Genomic DNA, 18,607 nt, shown 5'->3' on the forward strand with positions numbered 1-18,607 from the left:
AAATCGAAGGGTATGCTTACTTCGTGGTGTCTTAGCCCCCTAGAACTGTGCCAGTATATATTGGCAAAGGGAGTAAGGAAACATGGCTCGAAAGCGTTATTCTGATGAAGATGTGTTGAAGTTGTTACGCGAGATTGATGTTCATTTGCACGATGGTTTGGACGTTGTGAGTGCGTGTCGCAAAGCTGGGATTTCTGATAAGAGTTATTATTACTGGCGTAAGAAGTTTGGAGGCCTTTCTCGTTCGCAGGTTTCTGAGATGAAATCGCTCAAGAAAGAAAACGAGCGCTTGAAGAAGATCGTCGCTGACTTGCAGTTAGACAAGGTGATCCTGAAGGAGAGCCTTGATCATCTAAAGCCGCGGGCCTGACGCGGGCTCAGCTTCGTCAGGCTATTATTCATACGCGTCAAAAGCTGGATATTTCTGAGCGGCGTGCTTGCGCTGTTCTGGATGTAGCCCGCTCAAGTCTGCGCTATCAAGCCAAATCAGTAGATGATACCGAACTACGCTTGGCGATGATCCGGCTGGCCAAGCAATATGGGTGGTATGGCTATAGAAAAGTCACCGCCCTGCTGCGCATGGAAGGCTGGCGTGTTAACCACAAGAAGGTCGAGCGCTTATGGAACGAAGAAGGTTTACAGCTGCCGCGCCGGCACAAGAAGCGCAAACGGCTTTATCATAAAGACAGCTCCATCATCAGGTTGCGGCCCACACATCCCAACCATATTTGGGCGATCGACTTTGTGCACGATAAGCTTAGCAATGGGCACAGCTATAAAATGTTCACGGTTCTAGATGAATATACCCGTGAAGCGCTCTGCGTGGCAGTGCGGTCCAAAATGAATGCGAACGACGTTTTGGAGACATTGCACCCGCTGCTGATTAAACATGGTAAGCCAGAGTTTATTCGCTCTGACAACGGACCCGAGTTCATTGCCACGCATCTACAGGACTGGCTGAAGAGGATCGGCATCAAACCAATGCAAATCTATCCAGGCAGCCCTTGGGAAAATGGGTATAACGAACGCTTTAACGGCACCTTGCGAAAAGAAGTGCTCAACGCAGAATGGTTCCACACCACACGGCAAGCCCAGGTCGCTATCAATGTTTGGCTTAGGCAATACAACCAGTTCAGACCTCACCATGCATTGAACATGCGCCCACCCGTCCCAGAAACCTTATTAGAGAAACCAAAAATCAATGGACGAATATAGGGGGCTGGACAAACTCGTCATGGATTATGCACTGGAAGACCTGAAGAAAGGCCTTTCAAAAGACGACACATCTCCAGTTACCAATAAAGGTTGGATACGTAAGAATGGTAAGCTGGAGTATGTCGGCGTGACTAAGTTTAAGAAGTAATTAAACAGCACCAACCAAGTTTGGATTTACAGGCGCTACCACTGCTTTTTGTTCATCCGCTGCGTCTAACTCAGCCAAAACACTTGCTTTAATTTGGTCAACATACGTTGCACGGGTGAAACCAATATCTTCTAATTGACGGTCAGACATGTGCTTCAAAGTTTCGATTGCAGCGGCAGCCTGACGGGCCACGACCATTGATTTAAATAGTTGTCTAAGCATTCTTTTCTCCTTTGCTTCAACAACTCTTAGATAGGTCACCTTTTTCGCTTTAGACGTAGTGAAATCTGAATTGCCGCTATGCAGCATTTGCAACTCTAGGAACCCCCAAAAATGAATAAACAAAATGACAAACGTCTTAAGGGCGTTGGTGGTGCTATAGGTAATAGCCCCAAGAAAAGAACGAGAAAGCACCCTTGGCATATTCCTTGGCGAACCAACTGCCTGATGTGTCAAAGTCCAGTCTATCACGATGGTCAGATTTATTGGTCACTATGCTTAAGCCATCTTCAAGAAACAGAACTGGGGCCATTCCGTAAGCGACCTGAACCTGTGGCTATGGATTATAGCTGATGGGTGTTTGTCTTCACTGTGAGAGGCCATATGAAGCCCGTAGAAGCACTAAGAAGTTCTGTAGCGACACATGCAGAGTCTACTTCAATAGATGCACTCAGAATGCCTCTGAAAGCCCATACAAGCGCCGTGAGAATCTAGAATACTGGGATAGGGTAAATTATGCTTATGAACTTTACCTTAAACACCCTGCCTTAGAGAGAGATAATTGGCTTCAGGATTACATAGATAACCCAACAACCAAGAAGATTACCTGCAACCCTGACCTTCTTAGAAGCCCTAAACCGAACATAGCGAAGGTCTGCAACAGATATACTCAGTACAAGTTTGGGGTGAATATCAGGGATTATTATTAGTTGTGAAAATAGAAGTAACTAGCTTTATGTAATTTCACAAACGGGCCTCTGTCGTGCAGTTTAATTAGGATGAGGTAGGCCTGGAAGGGTCTCGAGGGTTATATTGTGTGTGGTTAACGTGTGTGGTTAACGTGTGTGGTAATCACTTTTGCAGAATGCACAAATCCCCTTATTTGTATACTTTATTGAGATATACTGGGGTTGTGGCGGAGACGAAGGGATTCGAACCCTCGAGACCCTTCCGGGCCTACTCCCTTAGCAGGGGAGCGCCTTCGACCACTCGGCCACGTCTCCGCTGATGGGTCTACAATTTTATCTGCTGGCAAAACAAGCGGAAAATATAAGAAACCTTCACTTTTTAAAATTTGTCCGTCCCTACGCCCTCAGCTGGCGCGCAGCGCCCGCACTCTTGCTTTAAATTTTATAAGAAATTTCATCCAAACAACCCACCCCAGCCAGAGAAAATAAATCGAATGGTTTAACGCATTGTGCGAGAGAAAGCCCGTTGGCAAAAAAAATAAAAACCCAGCATAGCGCTAGCTGCGCATCCGCTTTGCTTCCAAAGCACATAAACCCTCCCCCAATAGTTTGGCCTTACAGCGTTGAAAGATTGCATCCTTCGCAATCCAAACATCATTTGACGATTTACCAAACCGCCAATGACATGTCTTTGTCAAAATACGCAGCCCGACAAGTGCTTCTTCTCTTAGCGGTTTGACTATATCCAACATTGAAACGCCCGAGTTCAATCAAAGGCTTTGAAGCGCTTAAAATCTGGCCGAGCATGCAGCCTTATTTTGCCAAGCCCCTCAGCAAAAGCAAATGGCCTGCGCGCAGCGCCTTATGCGTTGAATAGAAAATGCAAAACATCACCGTCTTTCACGATGTAAGATTTACCTTCAACGCGCATCTTTCCGGCTTCCTTGGATTTCTGTTCTCCCTCAAGGGCAACATAATCCTCATAGGCTATGGTCTCGGCCCGGATAAAACCGCGCTCAAAATCACCATGGATCACCCCGGCGGCTTGGGGGGCGTAGGTGCCGCCTTTTATCGTCCAGGCCCGCGCCTCTTTAGGGCCAACGGTGAAATAGGTTTCCAATTCCAAGAGCTTATAGCCGGCGCGGATCAAGCGATCTAATCCAGCCTCTTCTAAGCCCATCTCATCCAGAAACATGGCGGCTTCTTCAGGCTCTAATTGGCTGATCTCTTCTTCAATCTGGGCGCTGATAATAACGGTTCCAGCGCCCTGTGCAGCCGCCATATCATGCACCTGTTGCGAAAACGTATTTCCTGTGCACGCGGTCTCCTCATCCACATTGCACACAAACAGGATCGGCTTGCTGGTTAACAGCTGAAGCATTTTCCAAGCTTTCAGATCCTCTTGCTCAACCTCAACGCTGCGCGCTGGTTTTCCTTCTTCAAGCACCACCAAAGCGGCTTTAAGCAAGCGCTCTTGTTGCACCGCCTCTTTATCACCGCCGCGCACTTTGCGGCTAAGGCCTTGCAGGCGCTTCTCAATGCTTTCAATATCGGCCAGCATCAGCTCGGTTTCGATCGTCTCGGCGTCAGATACCGGGTCGACGCGCCCATCAACATGGGTAACATCAGAATCCTCGAAACAGCGCAGCACATGAGCGATGGCATCGACCTCGCGGATATTTGCCAGAAATTGGTTTCCAAGCCCTTCACCTTTTGATGCCCCTTTGACCAACCCGGCAATGTCAACGAATGTCATCCGCGTTGGGATCACTTGCTTTGAGCTGGCGATTTTAGCCAAAGTATCAAGGCGTGCATCGGGCACGGCCACATCGCCCACATTCGGTTCAATGGTGCAGAACGGAAAATTTGCCGCCTGCGCAGCCGCGGTTTTGGTTAAGGCGTTAAACAAGGTGGATTTACCAACATTTGGTAACCCGACAATACCCATTTTAAACCCCATGGCTCTGCTCCTTTTAGCGCTGTTGAGGGCTTCTAGTGGCAGATCCGCCCCGAGGCAAGCGGCGAAGATGCAAAAGCGCTGCTCTGCGACTTACGGTTTCTTTTACGGCACAAGCTTTTTCGTGAAATGTTTGCTTGGCATTGATTTTTCGCATGCGATTGGGCATGGGAGAGCATGACGAAGCGAAAGGTGCCTAATATGACTCGGATTGACGATAAATTTGCCGCATTAAAAGCAGATGGGAAAAAGGCATTTGTCTCCTATGTCATGGCTGGAGATCCAGATTATCACACCGCGCTTGAGCTGGTGAAAGGCCTTCCCGCAGCGGGTGTGGATATTATTGAACTGGGGCTCCCTTTCACCGATCCAATGGCAGATGGCAGCACGATTCAGCTGGCGGGGCAGCGCGCGCTTGAAGCCGGCATGACCTTGCAAAAAACGCTGAATTTAGCCGCTGAATTTCGCAAGCAAGATAATGTAACACCTATCGTTTTGATGGGTTATTACAACCCGATCTACAATCATGGTGTTGACCAATTTCTGCAGGATGCAAAAACCGCTGGAATTGACGGGTTGATCATCGTGGATTTGCCCCCCGAAGAGGATGACGAGCTCTGCGTTCCGGCGCAAGCCGCGGGCTTAAATTTTATTCGCCTCGCAACGCCAACAACGGATGCCAAACGGTTGCCAAAGGTTCTTCAGAATACGTCAGGCTTTGTGTATTATGTGTCGATCACGGGCATCACGGGCGCCGGCGAAGCGCAAGCCCAAAACGTGGGGCCTGAAGTGGCACAAATTAAAGCAAATACGGATCTGCCGGTGATCGTTGGATTTGGCATCAACACCCCTGAAGCGGCGCAAAGCATCGCTGAAATTGCCGATGGCGCCGTGGTGGGATCGGCGATTGTCAGTGAATTGGCCAAGGGCAAACCCGTTGCAGAGGTGTTGGCGTTTGTCAAAACCCTCTCAGATGGGGCACATCGCGGTTAAACCTCTATTGGCGACACTTATGCGGCCAGAAGAAGCATTTGCGTGGCCAAAAAGCTGCTTACGATTTTTTGGCTTTGGTTTCGGATAACAAACCGGGTTTTGATAAATCCGCGATCGGGCTTGCTGCGTGAGCGGCGCGCCTCTTCTACTGTAATCGCGCAGGTTAAAATGTCGTCTGGATAGACGGGTATAAACCAGCGCACCTCATCCACCCCTGGCGACCCGATTGAGCATTTTTCAAACAGCCTGGTGCGAAAAACCGCTTCGAATCCGATCAAAACCGTTTGCCAGCCGCTGGCGATGATCCCACCATAGGGGGACGCTTCGGCTTGCGCGTCATCGAGATGAAACGGCTGCGGATCCCAGTCCTGCGCGAAGGCAAGAATTTGCGCTTTTGAAATCTGTTTTGGTTCGGCTTCAAAATGAAACCCGACCACAAAATCTTCAAAATACATCGCCCGCTCCTGCTCTGGTGTTTTATAGGTTAACGATGTTATATCGCCTGTAGATATGATCGCGACAACCCAGTAAGGTAAAGCTTAAATGCCTGTAATCACCAATATCTACGATCTTAAAAAAATCTATGCGCGCCGCGTGCCGCGCATGTTTTATGATTACACGGAGTCTGGCAGCTGGACAGAGCAAACGTTTAGTGAAAATGTATCCGATTTTCAACAGCTTAAACTTCGTCAACGGGTTGCAGTTGATATGACAGGGCGCAGCACCGCCAGCACCATGGTGGGGCAGCAGGTTGCCATGCCGGTGGCTTTGGCCCCGGTTGGTTTGACCGGAATGCAATCTGCCGATGGCGAAATAAAAGCCGCACGGGCAGCCGAAAGCTTTGGCGTGCCCTACACCTTATCCACAATGTCCATCTGTTCAATCGAGGATGTCGCAGCCCATACTGAGGCGCCTTTTTGGATGCAACTTTACATGCTGAAGGACAATGATTTTAATGATCGCTTGGTCGAGCGGGCACGCGCGGCAAACTGCTCTGCCTTGGTTCTGACGCTGGACTTACAGATCTTGGGCCAGCGTCACAAAGACATCCGCAACGGGCTGTCGGCCCCACCCAAATTGACACCCAAATCGATTGCCAATTTGGCCACAAAATGGGGCTGGGGCGTAGAAATGCTGGGCACAAAGCGGCGGTTTTTTGGCAATATTGTCGGCCATGCCAGAGGCGTCAGCGATCCAAGCAGCCTCTCCTCTTGGACAGCCGAACAATTTGATCCGGCGCTTGATTGGAACAAGGTGGCCCGTTTAAAGGATGTCTGGGGCGGCAAAGTCATTTTAAAAGGCATTTTAGATCAAGAAGATGCCAAGATGGCCCTGAAAGTTGGTGCGGATGCGATTATCGTCTCCAACCATGGCGGGCGGCAATTGGATGGCGCGCTAAGCTCGATCAAGGCGCTTCCGGGCATTGTTGAAGCGGTGGGCGATAAAATTGAAGTGCATATGGATGGTGGCATCCGCTCTGGCCAAGATGTTCTGAAAGCCTTAGCGCTTGGGGCGAAAGGCACCTATATCGGGCGCTCGCATATTTATGGGCTTGGGGCAATGGGCCAAGAAGGCGTGCGCAAAAGCCTTGAGCTTATTCACAAAGAGCTCGATATTTCAATGGCGCTATGCGGCCATAAACGGGTTCAGGATCTAAATCGCAACACCTTGTTGATCCCGAAAGGGTTTGCGGGGGATTGGGAATAGAACCGGCTTTTCCTCTTAGCGCCAACCCTCCGCTGGGGCGACTGCATAATTCTTTATTTTGGCCTTTTAAACCTTAAATAACTGGTTTATACGCGCGGCTTCATTGGGGTCACAGCCTTGGAGGGGCCCCTTGCATTTATTATGGAGAGAATTATGGCTGGAGAGATTCCAAATCTTGAAGTTTTGCCACGCACGGGGACAGGCAAGGGCGCCGCTCGTCAGGCGCGGCGCGATGGCATGGTGCCGGGTGTTGTCTATGGAGGCGGCGTTGATCCGCTACCCATTCAGATTCCATTCAACGTGTTGTTTAAGCGTCTGAAAGCGGGGCGTTTTTTATCAACGCTGTTTAACTTAAAAGTTGAAGGCCATGAGGATGTTCGGGTGATTTGCCGGGATGTACAGCGTGACGTTGTGAAAGATCTGCCAACCCATCTGGATCTGATGCGCTTACGCCGCAACTCAAAAATCAACCTATTCATCACCGTTGAGTTTCTAAATGAAGACGTTTGTCCGGGGATCAAGCGCGGCGGCTATTTGAACGTCGTGCGCCCTGAAGTTGAATTGGTGGTTACCGCGGGCGATATTCCCGAAAAGCTTACCGTCGACCTTGCGGAGGTTGCCGTCGGAGATGTGATTACGATTTCTGCAATCAGTCTTCCAGAGGGGGCGCGCCCCACGATTGATCGCGATTTTGTAATCGCCAATTTATCGGCACCGGGTGGTATTTCTGCATCAGAGGAAGAAGAAGCCGTAGCCGGAACAGGCGATGCACCCGCAGAAGACTCCGCGGAGTAAGGCAGCGGCGTTTTTCTCAGGCGGTCAGTAAAAATTTAAAAAGCAGAGCAACCGCTCTGCTTTTTTTATGCGCTTTGCGTTTCGAACGGGCAGCGCTATTAACAGCATATCGCTGAGCAGGAGCGTTTACATGCAATTATTCGTCGGATTGGGGAATCCTGGTTCAAAATACGCCCAGAACCGCCATAATATTGGATTTATGGCGCTTGATAAAATTGCCTCTGAAAATGGATTTTCACCTTGGAAAAAAAAATTTAGCGGCGTGATCAGCGAAGGCCGCTTGGGATCAGAAAAACTGGTTTTGTTAAAACCGGAAACCTTTATGAACCTATCCGGACAATCGGTCGGAGAGGCGATGCGGTTTTTTAAGCTGACGCCCGATGAGATCATTGTGTTTCATGATGAATTGGATTTAGCACCGGGCAAATGCCGCCTGAAAACAGCAGGCGGCCATGCGGGGCATAATGGCTTGCGCTCAATCCACCAGCATATCGGGGCTGACTATCATCGCGTACGCTTGGGCATCGGGCATCCGGGGCATAAAGACCGCGTGGCCGGATATGTGCTTCATGATTTTGCCAAAGCCGATCATGCTTGGTTAGATGATTTACTCAGCGGTATTGGCGAGGGCGCTGTAAAATTAGCCGGTAAAGATCCGGCAGGCTTTATGAATAAAGTCGCGCTCAAAGCGCAGGCACAAAAATCCCAAAAACCAAAAGCGGCCCAGCCGCACAGGAACGAAGCCGCCCTTGAAAAACCACAATCGCCAGATAAGGAAGATCCCGTAAGAAATCCGCTTCAAAGGTTGATCGATAAATTCAAATAACGATTTCCAATCACTTTCACCAGCAAGCCGAAGCCTGCAGCGCTTTAGGCTCATGCTTTATGCGCAGACTGTTGCATCTGCTTGCCGATGGCGATTTATACCGCGTTACACTTATCAACCGGCTAAACAGCTGGTCTGGCGATCCTGCACCTGATAAATACAACTGCTCAGACTGGCTGCAGGGCTGCATGCGTTGCTCCTGAGCGGCCAGAACCCAGCGCTTAAGGCGTGTTATTAGCCCCCCCCACAAACCGTGCCGCTGGTAAACCTGCGCAAGGCGGTTCAAGCGGCGCTGCGCGATCACGCAACGCATATCTTGCAATGGCTAAACTATATCCCGCGAACCAATGAAATCGGGCGCAGCGCGGAGTTGATTGCCACCGCGTTGATGTTAGAACGCCGTTTCAACCAGCCGCTGATTGTGTCAGAGCTGGGGGCAAGCGCCGGTTTAAACCTCTTATTTGACCGGTTTGCGCTATCCTCTCATGGGTTCACATATCAGCCCCATAAGGCCACGCTGACGCTCACGCCCGATTGGCGCAGCCCAGCGCCCCCACCGAGCAGATTTCAAATCGCCGGGCGCTCCGGCGTTGATCTGTCGCCGATAAACCCTCGGAGCTCTGAAGGATTTTTGAGGCTTTGTGCCTATACTTGGCCGGACCAAACCGAACGCCTGCAGCAACTGGCGCGTATATGCCCCAGGCAACGCGTTGCCATTGCGCAAGGTGATGCAGCTGATTGGCTTCGCCTCCGCCTTGCATCAGGATATCCTAAGCATCTCCATTTGCTCTTCAACACAGTCGCGTGGCACTATTTTTCTCTCCAAACGCAACAAAACTGCATGCAAGCGCCAGAAACAGCGGGACAACAGGCAAGTAGCGCAACCCCTCTGGCACATTTTGCAATGGAAGCTGATGACCAAGGCCTAGGGGCGGCTTTGCGCTTAACGTTATGGCCGGACGAGCAAGTAATTGAACTGGGTCGAGCAGATTTTCACGGGCGCTGGATCGCATGGGCCGGAAATCGGCCGTTTAAGGGCTTGTCTTAAGCGTGCTGATCGCTAGGTTTTCCAGAAATAGGAGCCTATGATCATGCAAAAAGATCCAGAAATTAATGTCCTTGGCGCTGCGCTGGCCGCCTGTTCACAGGATCCGGTCACCGGTTTTTTTCGCGACGGGCATTGCAACACCTGCGAAGCCGATCAAGGTAGCCACACCGTCTGCGCGGTGATGACGGCCGAGTTCTTGGCCTATTCAAAATATTTTGGCAATGATCTTAGCACGCCGCGGCCGGAATATGGCTTTGTAGGCCTAAAACCCGGCGACCATTGGTGCCTTTGCGCAGGCCGGTTTTTGCAGGCCCATGAAGAAGGTTGCGCGCCAAAGGTTAATCTTTCTGCCACGCATGCGCGCGCCTTAGAAATCGTTTCACTCGAGATTTTACAAGCTAATCAACTCTAATCCTATGAAACCTTCAGTGACAGGCTAAAGCGCAGCGTAAATCTGCGCAATCGCTTCCACAGCCTGCTCGGGTGGAAGTTCTTGGCTTTCTCCAGTTTTGCGCGCGGTCAGCTCTACCACTCCATTTTTCAAACCACGCGGCCCAACCGTGATCCGCCAAGGCAGGCCAATCAAGTCCATGGTGGCAAATTTGCCGCCTGCCCGCTCTTGCCGATCATCGTAAAGCGGTTCAAGCCCCAAAGCGGTGAGGCTGGCATAAAGCGCTTCGCAAGCTGCATCTGTTGCCGCATCTCCCTGCTTCAAATTCACAATTCCACAGTGATAAGGCGTGACGGCTTCCGGCCAAATGATTCCATTCTCATCATGGCTGGCCTCGATAATCGCACCAATCAAACGCGACACGCCGATCCCATGACTGCCCATATGGACCGGCACGCGGGCGCCTTGATCATTCACCACATTGGCGCCCATCGCTTCAGAATATTTTGTTCCAAAATAAAAAATCTGCCCGACTTCTATACCGCGACTGCTGCGTCGGCGCTCTTCGGGCAAAGCGTCAAAGAGGCTGGCATCATGGGTTTCATCGGTGCGCGCATAGGGGGTAGTCCATTCCTGTACGATTCCGGCACATTCCTCCCAGTCATCATAATTCACCGCGCGATTGCCCAAATTCAAGTCTAGGATCTGGCTGTCATAAAACACTTCAGACTCGCCCGTATCCGCCAGTACCAAAAATTCATGCGTGTCATCGCCTCCTATCGGGCCGCTATCGGCGCGCATCGGAATTGCCTTCAGCCCCATCCGCTCATAGGTGCGCAGGTAACTGACCATATGGCGGTTATAGGCATGCATGGCGCTGGGCTTATCGATGTCAAAATTATAGCCATCTTTCATGAAAAATTCACGCCCCCGCATCACACCAAACCGGGGCCGGATTTCGTCGCGGAACTTCCATTGAATATGATATAGCGTCATCGGCAGGTCTTTATAACTGCCCACATGGCTGCGAAAAATATCCGTAATCAGCTCTTCATTGGTTGGCCCATAAAGCATGTCACGCCCATGGCGATCCTGAATGCGCAACATTTCTTGCCCGTAATCATCAAAGCGGCCGCTTTCGCGCCACAGATCCGCAGATTGCAGCGTCGGCATGAGCATTGGAATATGGCCGGCGCGCACTTGCTCTTCATGCACAATATCTTCCAATTTGCGCAACACTTTGAACCCGAGCGGCAACCATGAATAAATGCCGGCGCTCGATTGCTTGATCATGCCGGCCCGTAACATTAAACGATGGCTCACGATTTGTGCATCGGCAGGGTTTTCTTTCAAAACGGGGATAAAATAGCGGGACAGGCGCATCAAAGGTCCTTTGCAATAAAAACAGTCGCGCGCTCTGTTTAAGAAGAAAACATCCGCTCCACAAGCCTTGCTCTGTCTGCCGGCGGCGTGCACGCCGTAGGCGCCAGCAAGTTCAGACCTGTTGCAAGCATGTACAACAGTGAAGGCCGATCAATCGTTTGAATCAACGGCCGCCCTGTTGAAGATGTGTGAACCGATAGTTTCCGTTTGGAGCAAGGGGCGGATCAGTGTATTAATCGGTTGAATGTAAAGGAACGCAAGTGATCTTTTTCCCCAAAAAGCCTTTTTATATCGCGCTGCTGCTGTCTTGCTTTCTGCCTATGCAGGCTGCTTTTGCTAATTCCCAGCACAGGACGGTTCTAACAATCTGCGAAACAGCGCTTCAAACCAATGATCAGGGGACCATTCGATCTATGGCACTTCAGATCAAAAATTGGCGAAGTTTGCGGGATGATACCCTGATAAAGCGCGCGCAAACTTGCCTTCAAACGGGCCTTGATACCGGGTATTTTTATTCCAAACCAACCGAAAGGTTCGAAATCAGACAGGCAGCAGCGGCGAAAGAAAACCTCATCGAGGATATCGAAAAGCTGCATGAAGATCTACTTGGCTTATGCCTTGCTTTGGCCAAGCAAACGCCCAAAGCCGCCTTGGAGCATCCGATCTGCACAGCCCTGTGGAGCGCAAATTGACGGATCAAGGCTGCCATTCTAGACAGTTGGTATCTCTGGCAGGCCGCTGCTTGGGCCGCCCTCATGGGCTATGGCATACCTTGGGGAATCCGCCGGTCTTTCGGCGTTTTTGATTAGGTGTTGAGAATAGGGGGTGAGATTATCACTCGAGGCATAGATATGTGCTCACCGAAACCTCAAGCTCTGGCGGGAAAACCCCACATATAAATAAGTTGGTGCTAAAATAAATTACACCCCCTATTCAAATAACAAGTTAATCGGCCTTTAAGGCAAGACTTTGTCATTATAGCGGAAACTTAAAGGCTTATAGGGCAAATTGTCTAAATTCTTGGCCATTTTACACTTCAAAGCCTTGCACCGCTCTGGTTTTCCTGTAGAAGGCAGGTCTGTTTTCGCACTTACTTTTATCGCACAGTCCCTCGTGGGTGGACGCGAAAACCTCATAGACGCCCTTTGAAACGTGCCCAAAAGAGAACTGGAGAGCGCATGCCCCTATATGAGCATGTCTTTATTTCGCGTCAGGATTTATCCAGCGCGCAGGCCGAAGGCCTGGTTGAACATTTCACAACAATCCTTGCAGATAACGGTGGAAACGTCGTTGAAAGCGAATATTGGGGTGTTAAAACGATGGCCTATAAGATCAATAAAAATCGCAAAGGCCATTATGCGATGCTAAAATCGGACTCACCTGCGCCTGCGGTGCAAGAGATGGAACGACTGATGCGTCTTCATGAAGACGTGATGCGGATTTTAACGATCAAAGTTGAAGAGCACGCCGAAGGACCATCTGCACAGATGCAACGCCGCGATGATCGTGGTGACCGCGGTGAACGTCGCGAACGTCGCGATTAAGTTTGTAGAAAAGGACGATAGATCATGGCAACCAAACCTTTTTTCCGCCGCCGCAAAGTCTGCCCTTTTTCTGGCGATAAAGCTCCGGCGATCGATTACAAAGACACAAAACTACTGCAACGCTATATCTCAGAGCGTGGCAAGATTGTTCCGTCACGGATCACCGCTGTATCAGCCAAAAAGCAACGAGAGCTTGCCCGCGCAATCAAACGCGCACGGTTTCTTGCTCTTTTGCCATATGCTGTGAAATAGGGAGATCTGATCATGCAAGTAATCCTTATGGAACGCGTGGCCAAATTGGGCCAAATGGGCGATGTGGTTGACGTAAAGCCAGGCTATGCGCGCAACTTCTTATTGCCGCAAGGCAAAGCCCGCAGCGCGTCAAAAGAAAATATCGCAAATTTCGAAGCGCAAAAGGCACAGTTAGAAGCGCGCAATTTGGAAACCAAGAAAGAAGCGGAAGATCTGGCTGCGCGCCTGGATGGACAACAATTCGTTGTGCTTAGATCTGCCTCTGACGCGGGGGCTCTCTATGGTTCTGTGACGCCGCGCGATGCGATGGATGTCGCAACCGCCGGCGGCTTCAGTGTCGATCGCAAACAGATCGCTTTGGTCCGTCCGATCAAAGAGCTGGGCCTGCATGAGATGCTCGTGCGTCTTCATCCAGAAGTTTCTGCTACGATCGTTTTGAACGTGGCGCGCTCAGTCGAAGAAGCCGAACTGCAAGCCTCGGGCAAATCGATTCAAGAATTGGCCGCAGAAGAAGAAGCTGCTGCCGAATTTGAAATTGCAGAGCTGTTTGACGATATCGGCGGTGCCGCCGCAGACGATGAGTTTGACAGCGCGGCCCCGGCCGCTCCCGCTGCAGAAGAAGACAGCAATCAAGACGGCTAACACGCCTCAACGATATGCAACCCGATAAGAGGGCGCCCCGCATAGATGTCGGGGCGCCTTTTTTTACCAGATGCCTAGAATTGCTGAGGAGGGGTGCAAACCCCTCAGTCAAAAGCAAAAAAGATCATACGCCCCAAAAAACAGAACACCTTTTTCGAAAGTTTCAAAAATTACTTCGTCTTTGATAATTTTCGAAAAGAATTGGCCAGCTTTTTATTTGTTTGCGTATTGACCTTCCTTAGACGCCTGCTTAGTTTAAGGAAAATTCAGAGAATGAGGCTGGAGCAATGAAAATTTTGATTTCTGTGGTGGTGCGATAGAGCGAGGCGTAAAGATCCTTTTGATCATTCGTCCGTCGCACCCCGAATAATCGGGGTTTTTTTTTGAATTCAGAATATTAGGAAGGCTGCTGCATTGCAGCGATAAGGTTAAACTGGAGATGAATATGACGCGCCAAATGAGTGGAGCAAAAATGGTTGTACAAGCCCTAAAAGATCAGGGCGTCGATACTATCTTTGGATATCCCGGTGGAGCGGTGCTGCCGATATATGATGAAGTATTTTTGCAAAACGATATTAAGCATATTCTGGTGCGGCATGAGCAAGGCGCTGTACACGCCGCAGAAGGTTATGCACGCTCAACCGGCAAGCCCGGCGTTGTGCTGGTGACCTCTGGGCCAGGCGCCACAAATGCGGTGACCGGGCTGACAGATGCGTTGATGGATTCAATCCCGCTGGTTGTTTTAACTGGGCAGGTTCCAACCTTTATGATCGGCTCTGACGCGTTCCAAGAGGCAGATACGGTGGGCATCACCCGCCCCTGCACCAAGCATAATTGGCTGGTGCGGGACACGGCGAATTTATCTTCTACCATCCACGAGGCTTTTCACATCGCAACGTCGGGCCGCCCTGGCCCGGTTTTGATCGATATTCCCAAAGATGTACAATTTGCCGAAGCCACCTACACGCCCAAAACAAAAGTGGCCTCAAAGCATTACAACCCACGCGTCAAAGGCGATATGGACCAAATCACCAAATTGGTGGAAGCGTTGGAAACGGCCGAGCGGCCGATCATTTATTCGGGCGGTGGCGTGATTAATTCTGGCCCTGCTGCAAGCAGCTTGCTGCGCGAATTGGTGGGAGCAAGTGGGTTTCCAATCACGTCAACCTTGATGGGGCTAGGGGCATATCCCGCTTCGGGTGAAAACTGGCTTGGCATGTTGGGCATGCATGGTCTGTATGAAGCCAATCTGGCCATGCATGATTGCGATTTAATGATCAATATAGGGGCGCGATTTGATGATCGGATCACAGGGCGCTTGGATGCGTTCAGCCCCGGCTCGCTCAAAGCGCATATCGATATTGATCCATCCTCAATAAATAAAGTGATAAGAACCGATATCCCGATCATCGGGGATGTAGGCCATATCTTAGAGGATATTCTCAAGCTGTGGAAATCGCGCGGCCGCAAGACCAACGCCGCGGCCCTTTCAAAATGGTGGGCGCAAATTAATGAATGGCAAAAAGTGCGCTGCCTCGATTTCAAGCCCAATACATCCACAATCAAACCGCAACATGCATTAAAGCGTTTAGAAGCGCTGACGAAGCATCGCCAAGATCGCTATATCTGCACTGAAGTTGGCCAGCATCAAATGTGGGCGGCGCAATATTTGGGATTTGAGCACCCAAATCAATGGATGACCTCAGGAGGCTTGGGAACCATGGGATATGGGTTTCCTGCATCGATTGGCGTTCAAATCGCCCATCCAGATGCGCTTGTGATCAACGTGGCGGGGGAAGCCAGTTGGTTGATGAATATGCAAGAAATGGGCACTGCGGTTCAATATCGCGCCCCAGTCAAGCAGTTTATCTTAAACAATGAGCGGCTCGGCATGGTTCGCCAATGGCAAGAATTACTGCATGGAGAGCGGTATTCGCAAAGCTGGTCGGAAGCCCTGCCCGATTTCGTTAAATTGGCAGAGGCATTTGGCTGCAAAGGTATTTTATGCAGCGATCCGGCCGATCTAGATGATGCTATCATGGAAATGTTGGCCTATGATGGCCCAGTGATTTTTGATTGTTTGGTTGAAAAGCACGAAAACTGTTTTCCGATGATCCCATCAGGGCAGCCACATAATAAAATGCTTTTGGGTGAGGCGTCAACGCAAGACGCGATCGATAGCACAGGCGCCGTGTTGGTGTAACCAGCGGTTTAGCCGCGCATTAAAGGAAATGGCATGTCAGCTTTAAAAATCGAAAAAGGTTCGTCAAAGCATTCGGCGTACAACTTGCGCGCCAATTATGCTGAAATGGAAGAACCGCATACTCTAACGGTTTTGGTCGATAATGAGGCGGGCGTGCTTGCGCGGGTGATTGGTTTATTTTCAGGCCGTGGGTATAATATCGATAGCCTAACGGTTGCCGAGATTGACCATAAAGGCCATCTCAGCCGGATCACAATCGTAACCACAGGGACACCTCAAGTGATCGAGCAAATCAAAGCCCAGCTGAGCAGAATTGTGCCCGTGCATGAAGTGCGCGATCTCACCGTCGAGGGCCAATCGGTTGAGCGCGAATTGGCTCTGATAAAAGTATCGGGAAAAGGCGAAAAACGGGTTGAGGCGCTGCGCCTGGCAGATATTTTCCGCGCGAATGTTGTGGACAGCACGCTCGACAGTTTCGTGTTCCAGATCACCGGTACGATCGAAAAGGTAGACGCGTTTGCCGATCTGATGCGCCCTCTCGGTTTGACCGAAATAGCGCGCACGGGCGTGGCGGCGCTTTCGCGCGGCTAAACTGCTATGGTTTTTGGATGCTGAGGGTGTTTCAGGCGTTCAACCGGCCATCCTGACTACGGTGTCGCGCGGCCTCGTTTGACGCAGATCGTTAAGACTGGATGCAGCGTATAATTGAGCTGCAGTTTGGCACCTGCTATTCATTTACGATCCTTGATTTCGTTTTGCATTGCGGCGCATGCTGCAAACAAGCCAATAAATCTGGAGGCAACTCTGCCTGAGGGCCAAGAGCTTCTACGGTTAACATGAAAGCCCAAAGGTCATCGGGGCCACACCGTAAAACAAGATCAGACCCATGTGCCGCATTATACGCATCTAAAGCCTCTTGCACGCTTCTATCGTATAAAATTTGATGAATGCCCATTTGATTACTTCCTTTTTTTCCGTTTTATCTTCCTGCGCCGCGCATATAAACGGTTAGGGTTTTTGCATGGCTTGCTCAGGCTTTGACACATCCCTGACAAAGGTATGCCTGCACTTAAGAAGGTTTTGCCTTGGGTCTACATTCCGCATTGCCAAGCCAGTTGTGTTTCAGAGGCACAGCCTTGCAGATTTATACTTTAAGCTTCAAGCCACCTCATAAGCTTCAGCACCCGGATCCGTTGGTTCAACGCATCTGAATTGAATAATGTTCCCCGAGGGGCGCGCAACCGCAGCGACAGAAGAAGAACCCGCTTTCAATTGCTCGGCAAGATGCGGATATTTCTGACGGCTAACCCATTGTAAATCGCGGGCGAGCCGTAAATCAGCTTGCTCATCTACGGTGAAAGACACCATATCGCCATTTTCATAGGCAAATACCTGATTTTTGCGCGATAACTCACCTTTAAGCGTGTCCTCAGCTTTGAAAAATGCCAAACGCCCATGATCCTCACACCAGATAATTGCGCGCTTCGATGCTTGTTCACTCCAAATAATAACGCCGTTCATCACATCATCCTTTCCTAACCATGAACTGATTTTGCGGGAAAAGCGGGCCATACTCTATCTTTGAATCTGAACACTGACTTGCAATTTGTGTCGAAAAACTTCAACATAGTTTCATATTGTGTCGCCGCTGACGCGACAAAGCATAAATTTACACGTTTAACGATCACTGCACCCGTTAGGGTTGATTTTAATTAGTATTTTAAATTTAAACACGATTAATGAAGATGATAGAAAACCATTCAGAAAGATCCGAGTCGCCAGCCGAGCTTCGTGCCATGTTTGGACGCAATCTGCGCCTTTTATGTCAGCCCTACGCGTCGGTCTCGGCGCTGTGCCGCGAATTGGGCATAAACCGCACCCAATTTAACCGCTACCTGTCGGGTGAAAGCTTTCCGCGGCCAGATATTTTACAAAGAATCTGCGCCTATTTTAAAGTGGATGCACGGATCCTGTTGCAGCCCTTACATGAAGTACAAAATAGCAATACGGATGTGATTTTCAGCGCTGAGATGGAGGATTTTCTCACCGCCGACTCAAGCCGTGTGAGCCCAAACAGCTTTCCCAGCGGCTTTTACCGCTTCTCGCGGCGCAGTTTTGTGGATGATCAACGTTTTATCCAAGGGCTGATTTTTGTCTATCGTAAAAACAAGAAATGCTTTTTGCGCGGCATGGAGGCCAAAGAGGCTATTTCGGGGCAAGGCTTAGAAAGCCTGCCCAAAATTCGCGAATTTCGAGGCTTTGTAATCGCGCAGGAAGGGGGCCTAGCGGCTTTGGTTTTTCGGCGCGGATCCATGAGTTGTTCTTTTAATTTTCTAACGCCGGTTCCCTCATTTGAAAACAATTACTGGCTTGGATATAGCACCCGCACCGTGCAAGAAAAACCAACCGGCGATCGGGTCACCCGGTTGGTTTATGAGCATCTTGGGCAAAACCGATCCGCAATCTTTTCAACCGCGCGCAATGCAGGGTTTTGCGAGGCTGATGATTTGGTTCCCTACCACAAAACTTTACTCAAACCCGAGGACGTATTTTCCTGAATTGGGCGAGTTACGGCATCGACAGGTCGCGAATTGA

21 protein-coding genes and 1 tRNA gene are annotated in these 18,607 nt (G+C 50.1%); 15 read left to right on the forward strand and 7 right to left on the reverse strand.

All coding sequences use genetic code 11. The features are described 5' to 3' along the window. Positions 1 to 82: 82 nt before the first annotated feature. Positions 83 to 370, forward strand: coding sequence for a transposase (locus tag GN241_12025; protein XAT58015.1), 288 nt, complete (start codon positions 83 to 85; stop codon positions 368 to 370). After that, positions 367 to 1,215, forward strand: coding sequence for an IS3 family transposase (locus GN241_12030; protein XAT58016.1), 849 nt, complete (start codon positions 367 to 369; stop codon positions 1,213 to 1,215). The genes GN241_12025 and GN241_12030 overlap by 4 nt, the downstream gene beginning before the upstream one ends. Before the next feature lie 148 nt (positions 1,216 to 1,363). Here the strand turns inward: GN241_12030 and GN241_12035 are convergent, their stop codons facing one another. The 3 genes from GN241_12035 to ychF all read right to left on the reverse strand — a co-directional run bounded on the left by GN241_12035 (position 1,364) and on the right by ychF (position 4,231). Further along, a complete protein-coding gene (locus GN241_12035) occupies positions 1,364 to 1,819 on the reverse strand; it encodes a DUF1127 domain-containing protein (protein ID XAT58017.1) in 456 nt (151 codons plus the stop codon). A 677-nt stretch (positions 1,820 to 2,496) separates the two neighbouring features. Next, positions 2,497 to 2,586: transfer RNA gene (locus GN241_12040), tRNA-Ser, on the reverse strand. A 547-nt stretch (positions 2,587 to 3,133) separates the two neighbouring features. Continuing rightward, positions 3,134 to 4,231 (reverse strand): redox-regulated ATPase YchF, encoded by a 1,098-nt coding sequence (gene ychF, locus GN241_12045; protein ID XAT58018.1) that lies wholly within the window; start codon positions 4,229 to 4,231, stop codon positions 3,134 to 3,136. Positions 4,232 to 4,429: 198 nt separating this feature from the next. Here ychF and GN241_12050 point away from each other — a divergent pair, with 198 nt between their 5' ends. Then, positions 4,430 to 5,221: a tryptophan synthase subunit alpha gene (locus GN241_12050; GenBank protein ID XAT58019.1), complete on the forward strand. Its 792-nt coding sequence runs from the start codon at positions 4,430 to 4,432 to the stop codon at positions 5,219 to 5,221. A gap of 17 nt (positions 5,222 to 5,238) precedes the next feature. Here the strand turns inward: GN241_12050 and GN241_12055 are convergent, their stop codons facing one another. Beyond that, positions 5,239 to 5,676: an acyl dehydratase gene (locus GN241_12055; GenBank protein ID XAT58020.1), complete on the reverse strand. Its 438-nt coding sequence runs from the start codon at positions 5,674 to 5,676 to the stop codon at positions 5,239 to 5,241. 88 nt (positions 5,677 to 5,764) lie between these two features. Between GN241_12055 and GN241_12060 the strand changes: the two genes are divergently transcribed. From GN241_12060 to GN241_12080, 5 genes are all read left to right on the forward strand, one after another. Then, a complete protein-coding gene (locus GN241_12060; GenBank protein XAT58021.1) occupies positions 5,765 to 6,928 on the forward strand; it encodes an L-lactate dehydrogenase in 1,164 nt (387 codons plus the stop codon). Between the two features lie 153 nt (positions 6,929 to 7,081). After that, positions 7,082 to 7,723 carry a 50S ribosomal protein L25/general stress protein Ctc gene (locus tag GN241_12065; GenBank protein ID XAT58022.1) on the forward strand — a complete coding sequence of 214 codons (642 nt, stop codon included), beginning with the start codon at positions 7,082 to 7,084 and terminating at the stop codon, positions 7,721 to 7,723. A gap of 130 nt (positions 7,724 to 7,853) precedes the next feature. Next, positions 7,854 to 8,549 carry an aminoacyl-tRNA hydrolase gene (locus GN241_12070; GenBank protein XAT58023.1) on the forward strand — a complete coding sequence of 232 codons (696 nt, stop codon included), beginning with the start codon at positions 7,854 to 7,856 and terminating at the stop codon, positions 8,547 to 8,549. Between the two features lie 253 nt (positions 8,550 to 8,802). Further along, positions 8,803 to 9,597: a DUF2332 family protein gene (locus GN241_12075; protein ID XAT58024.1), complete on the forward strand. Its 795-nt coding sequence runs from the start codon at positions 8,803 to 8,805 to the stop codon at positions 9,595 to 9,597. A 43-nt stretch (positions 9,598 to 9,640) separates the two neighbouring features. Beyond that, positions 9,641 to 10,009, forward strand: a complete 369-nt coding sequence (locus GN241_12080) for a DUF2237 family protein (protein ID XAT58025.1) — start codon at positions 9,641 to 9,643, stop codon at positions 10,007 to 10,009. A 24-nt stretch (positions 10,010 to 10,033) separates the two neighbouring features. On the opposite strand, the gene GN241_12085 is transcribed toward GN241_12080, so the two are convergent. Beyond that, positions 10,034 to 11,371, reverse strand: coding sequence for a proline--tRNA ligase (locus tag GN241_12085; protein ID XAT58026.1), 1,338 nt, complete (start codon positions 11,369 to 11,371; stop codon positions 10,034 to 10,036). A 413-nt stretch (positions 11,372 to 11,784) separates the two neighbouring features. Between GN241_12085 and GN241_12090 the strand changes: the two genes are divergently transcribed. The 6 genes from GN241_12090 to ilvN all read left to right on the forward strand — a co-directional run bounded on the left by GN241_12090 (position 11,785) and on the right by ilvN (position 16,603). Beyond that, on the forward strand, positions 11,785 to 12,063 hold the full coding sequence (locus tag GN241_12090; protein XAT58027.1) for a hypothetical protein: 279 nt from the start codon (positions 11,785 to 11,787) through the stop codon (positions 12,061 to 12,063). A gap of 486 nt (positions 12,064 to 12,549) precedes the next feature. Continuing rightward, entirely contained in the window at positions 12,550 to 12,915 is a 366-nt protein-coding gene (gene rpsF, locus GN241_12095; protein XAT58028.1) for a 30S ribosomal protein S6, read from the forward strand. A gap of 24 nt (positions 12,916 to 12,939) precedes the next feature. Then, positions 12,940 to 13,167, forward strand: coding sequence for a 30S ribosomal protein S18 (gene rpsR / locus GN241_12100; protein XAT58029.1), 228 nt, complete (start codon positions 12,940 to 12,942; stop codon positions 13,165 to 13,167). Positions 13,168 to 13,179: 12 nt separating this feature from the next. Then, positions 13,180 to 13,809 (forward strand): 50S ribosomal protein L9, encoded by a 630-nt coding sequence (gene rplI / locus GN241_12105; protein ID XAT58030.1) that lies wholly within the window; start codon positions 13,180 to 13,182, stop codon positions 13,807 to 13,809. A gap of 445 nt (positions 13,810 to 14,254) precedes the next feature. After that, on the forward strand, positions 14,255 to 16,012 hold the full coding sequence (locus tag GN241_12110; protein XAT58031.1) for an acetolactate synthase 3 large subunit: 1,758 nt from the start codon (positions 14,255 to 14,257) through the stop codon (positions 16,010 to 16,012). A gap of 33 nt (positions 16,013 to 16,045) precedes the next feature. Continuing rightward, positions 16,046 to 16,603 carry an acetolactate synthase small subunit gene (gene ilvN, locus GN241_12115; GenBank protein XAT58032.1) on the forward strand — a complete coding sequence of 186 codons (558 nt, stop codon included), beginning with the start codon at positions 16,046 to 16,048 and terminating at the stop codon, positions 16,601 to 16,603. Between the two features lie 136 nt (positions 16,604 to 16,739). Here the strand turns inward: ilvN and GN241_12120 are convergent, their stop codons facing one another. After that, a complete protein-coding gene (locus GN241_12120) occupies positions 16,740 to 16,967 on the reverse strand; it encodes a hypothetical protein (protein XAT58033.1) in 228 nt (75 codons plus the stop codon). Between the two features lie 203 nt (positions 16,968 to 17,170). Beyond that, a complete protein-coding gene (locus GN241_12125; protein XAT58034.1) occupies positions 17,171 to 17,533 on the reverse strand; it encodes a hypothetical protein in 363 nt (120 codons plus the stop codon). A gap of 275 nt (positions 17,534 to 17,808) precedes the next feature. On the opposite strand from GN241_12125, the gene GN241_12130 reads away from it, so the two are divergent. Then, positions 17,809 to 18,570, forward strand: coding sequence for a helix-turn-helix domain-containing protein (locus tag GN241_12130; GenBank protein ID XAT59273.1), 762 nt, complete (start codon positions 17,809 to 17,811; stop codon positions 18,568 to 18,570). Positions 18,571 to 18,607: the final 37 nt, after the last annotated feature.

Source organism: Rhodobacteraceae bacterium IMCC1335 (genome assembly GCA_039640495.1).
Taxonomy (GTDB): domain Bacteria; phylum Pseudomonadota; class Alphaproteobacteria; order Rhodobacterales; family Rhodobacteraceae; genus Thalassovivens.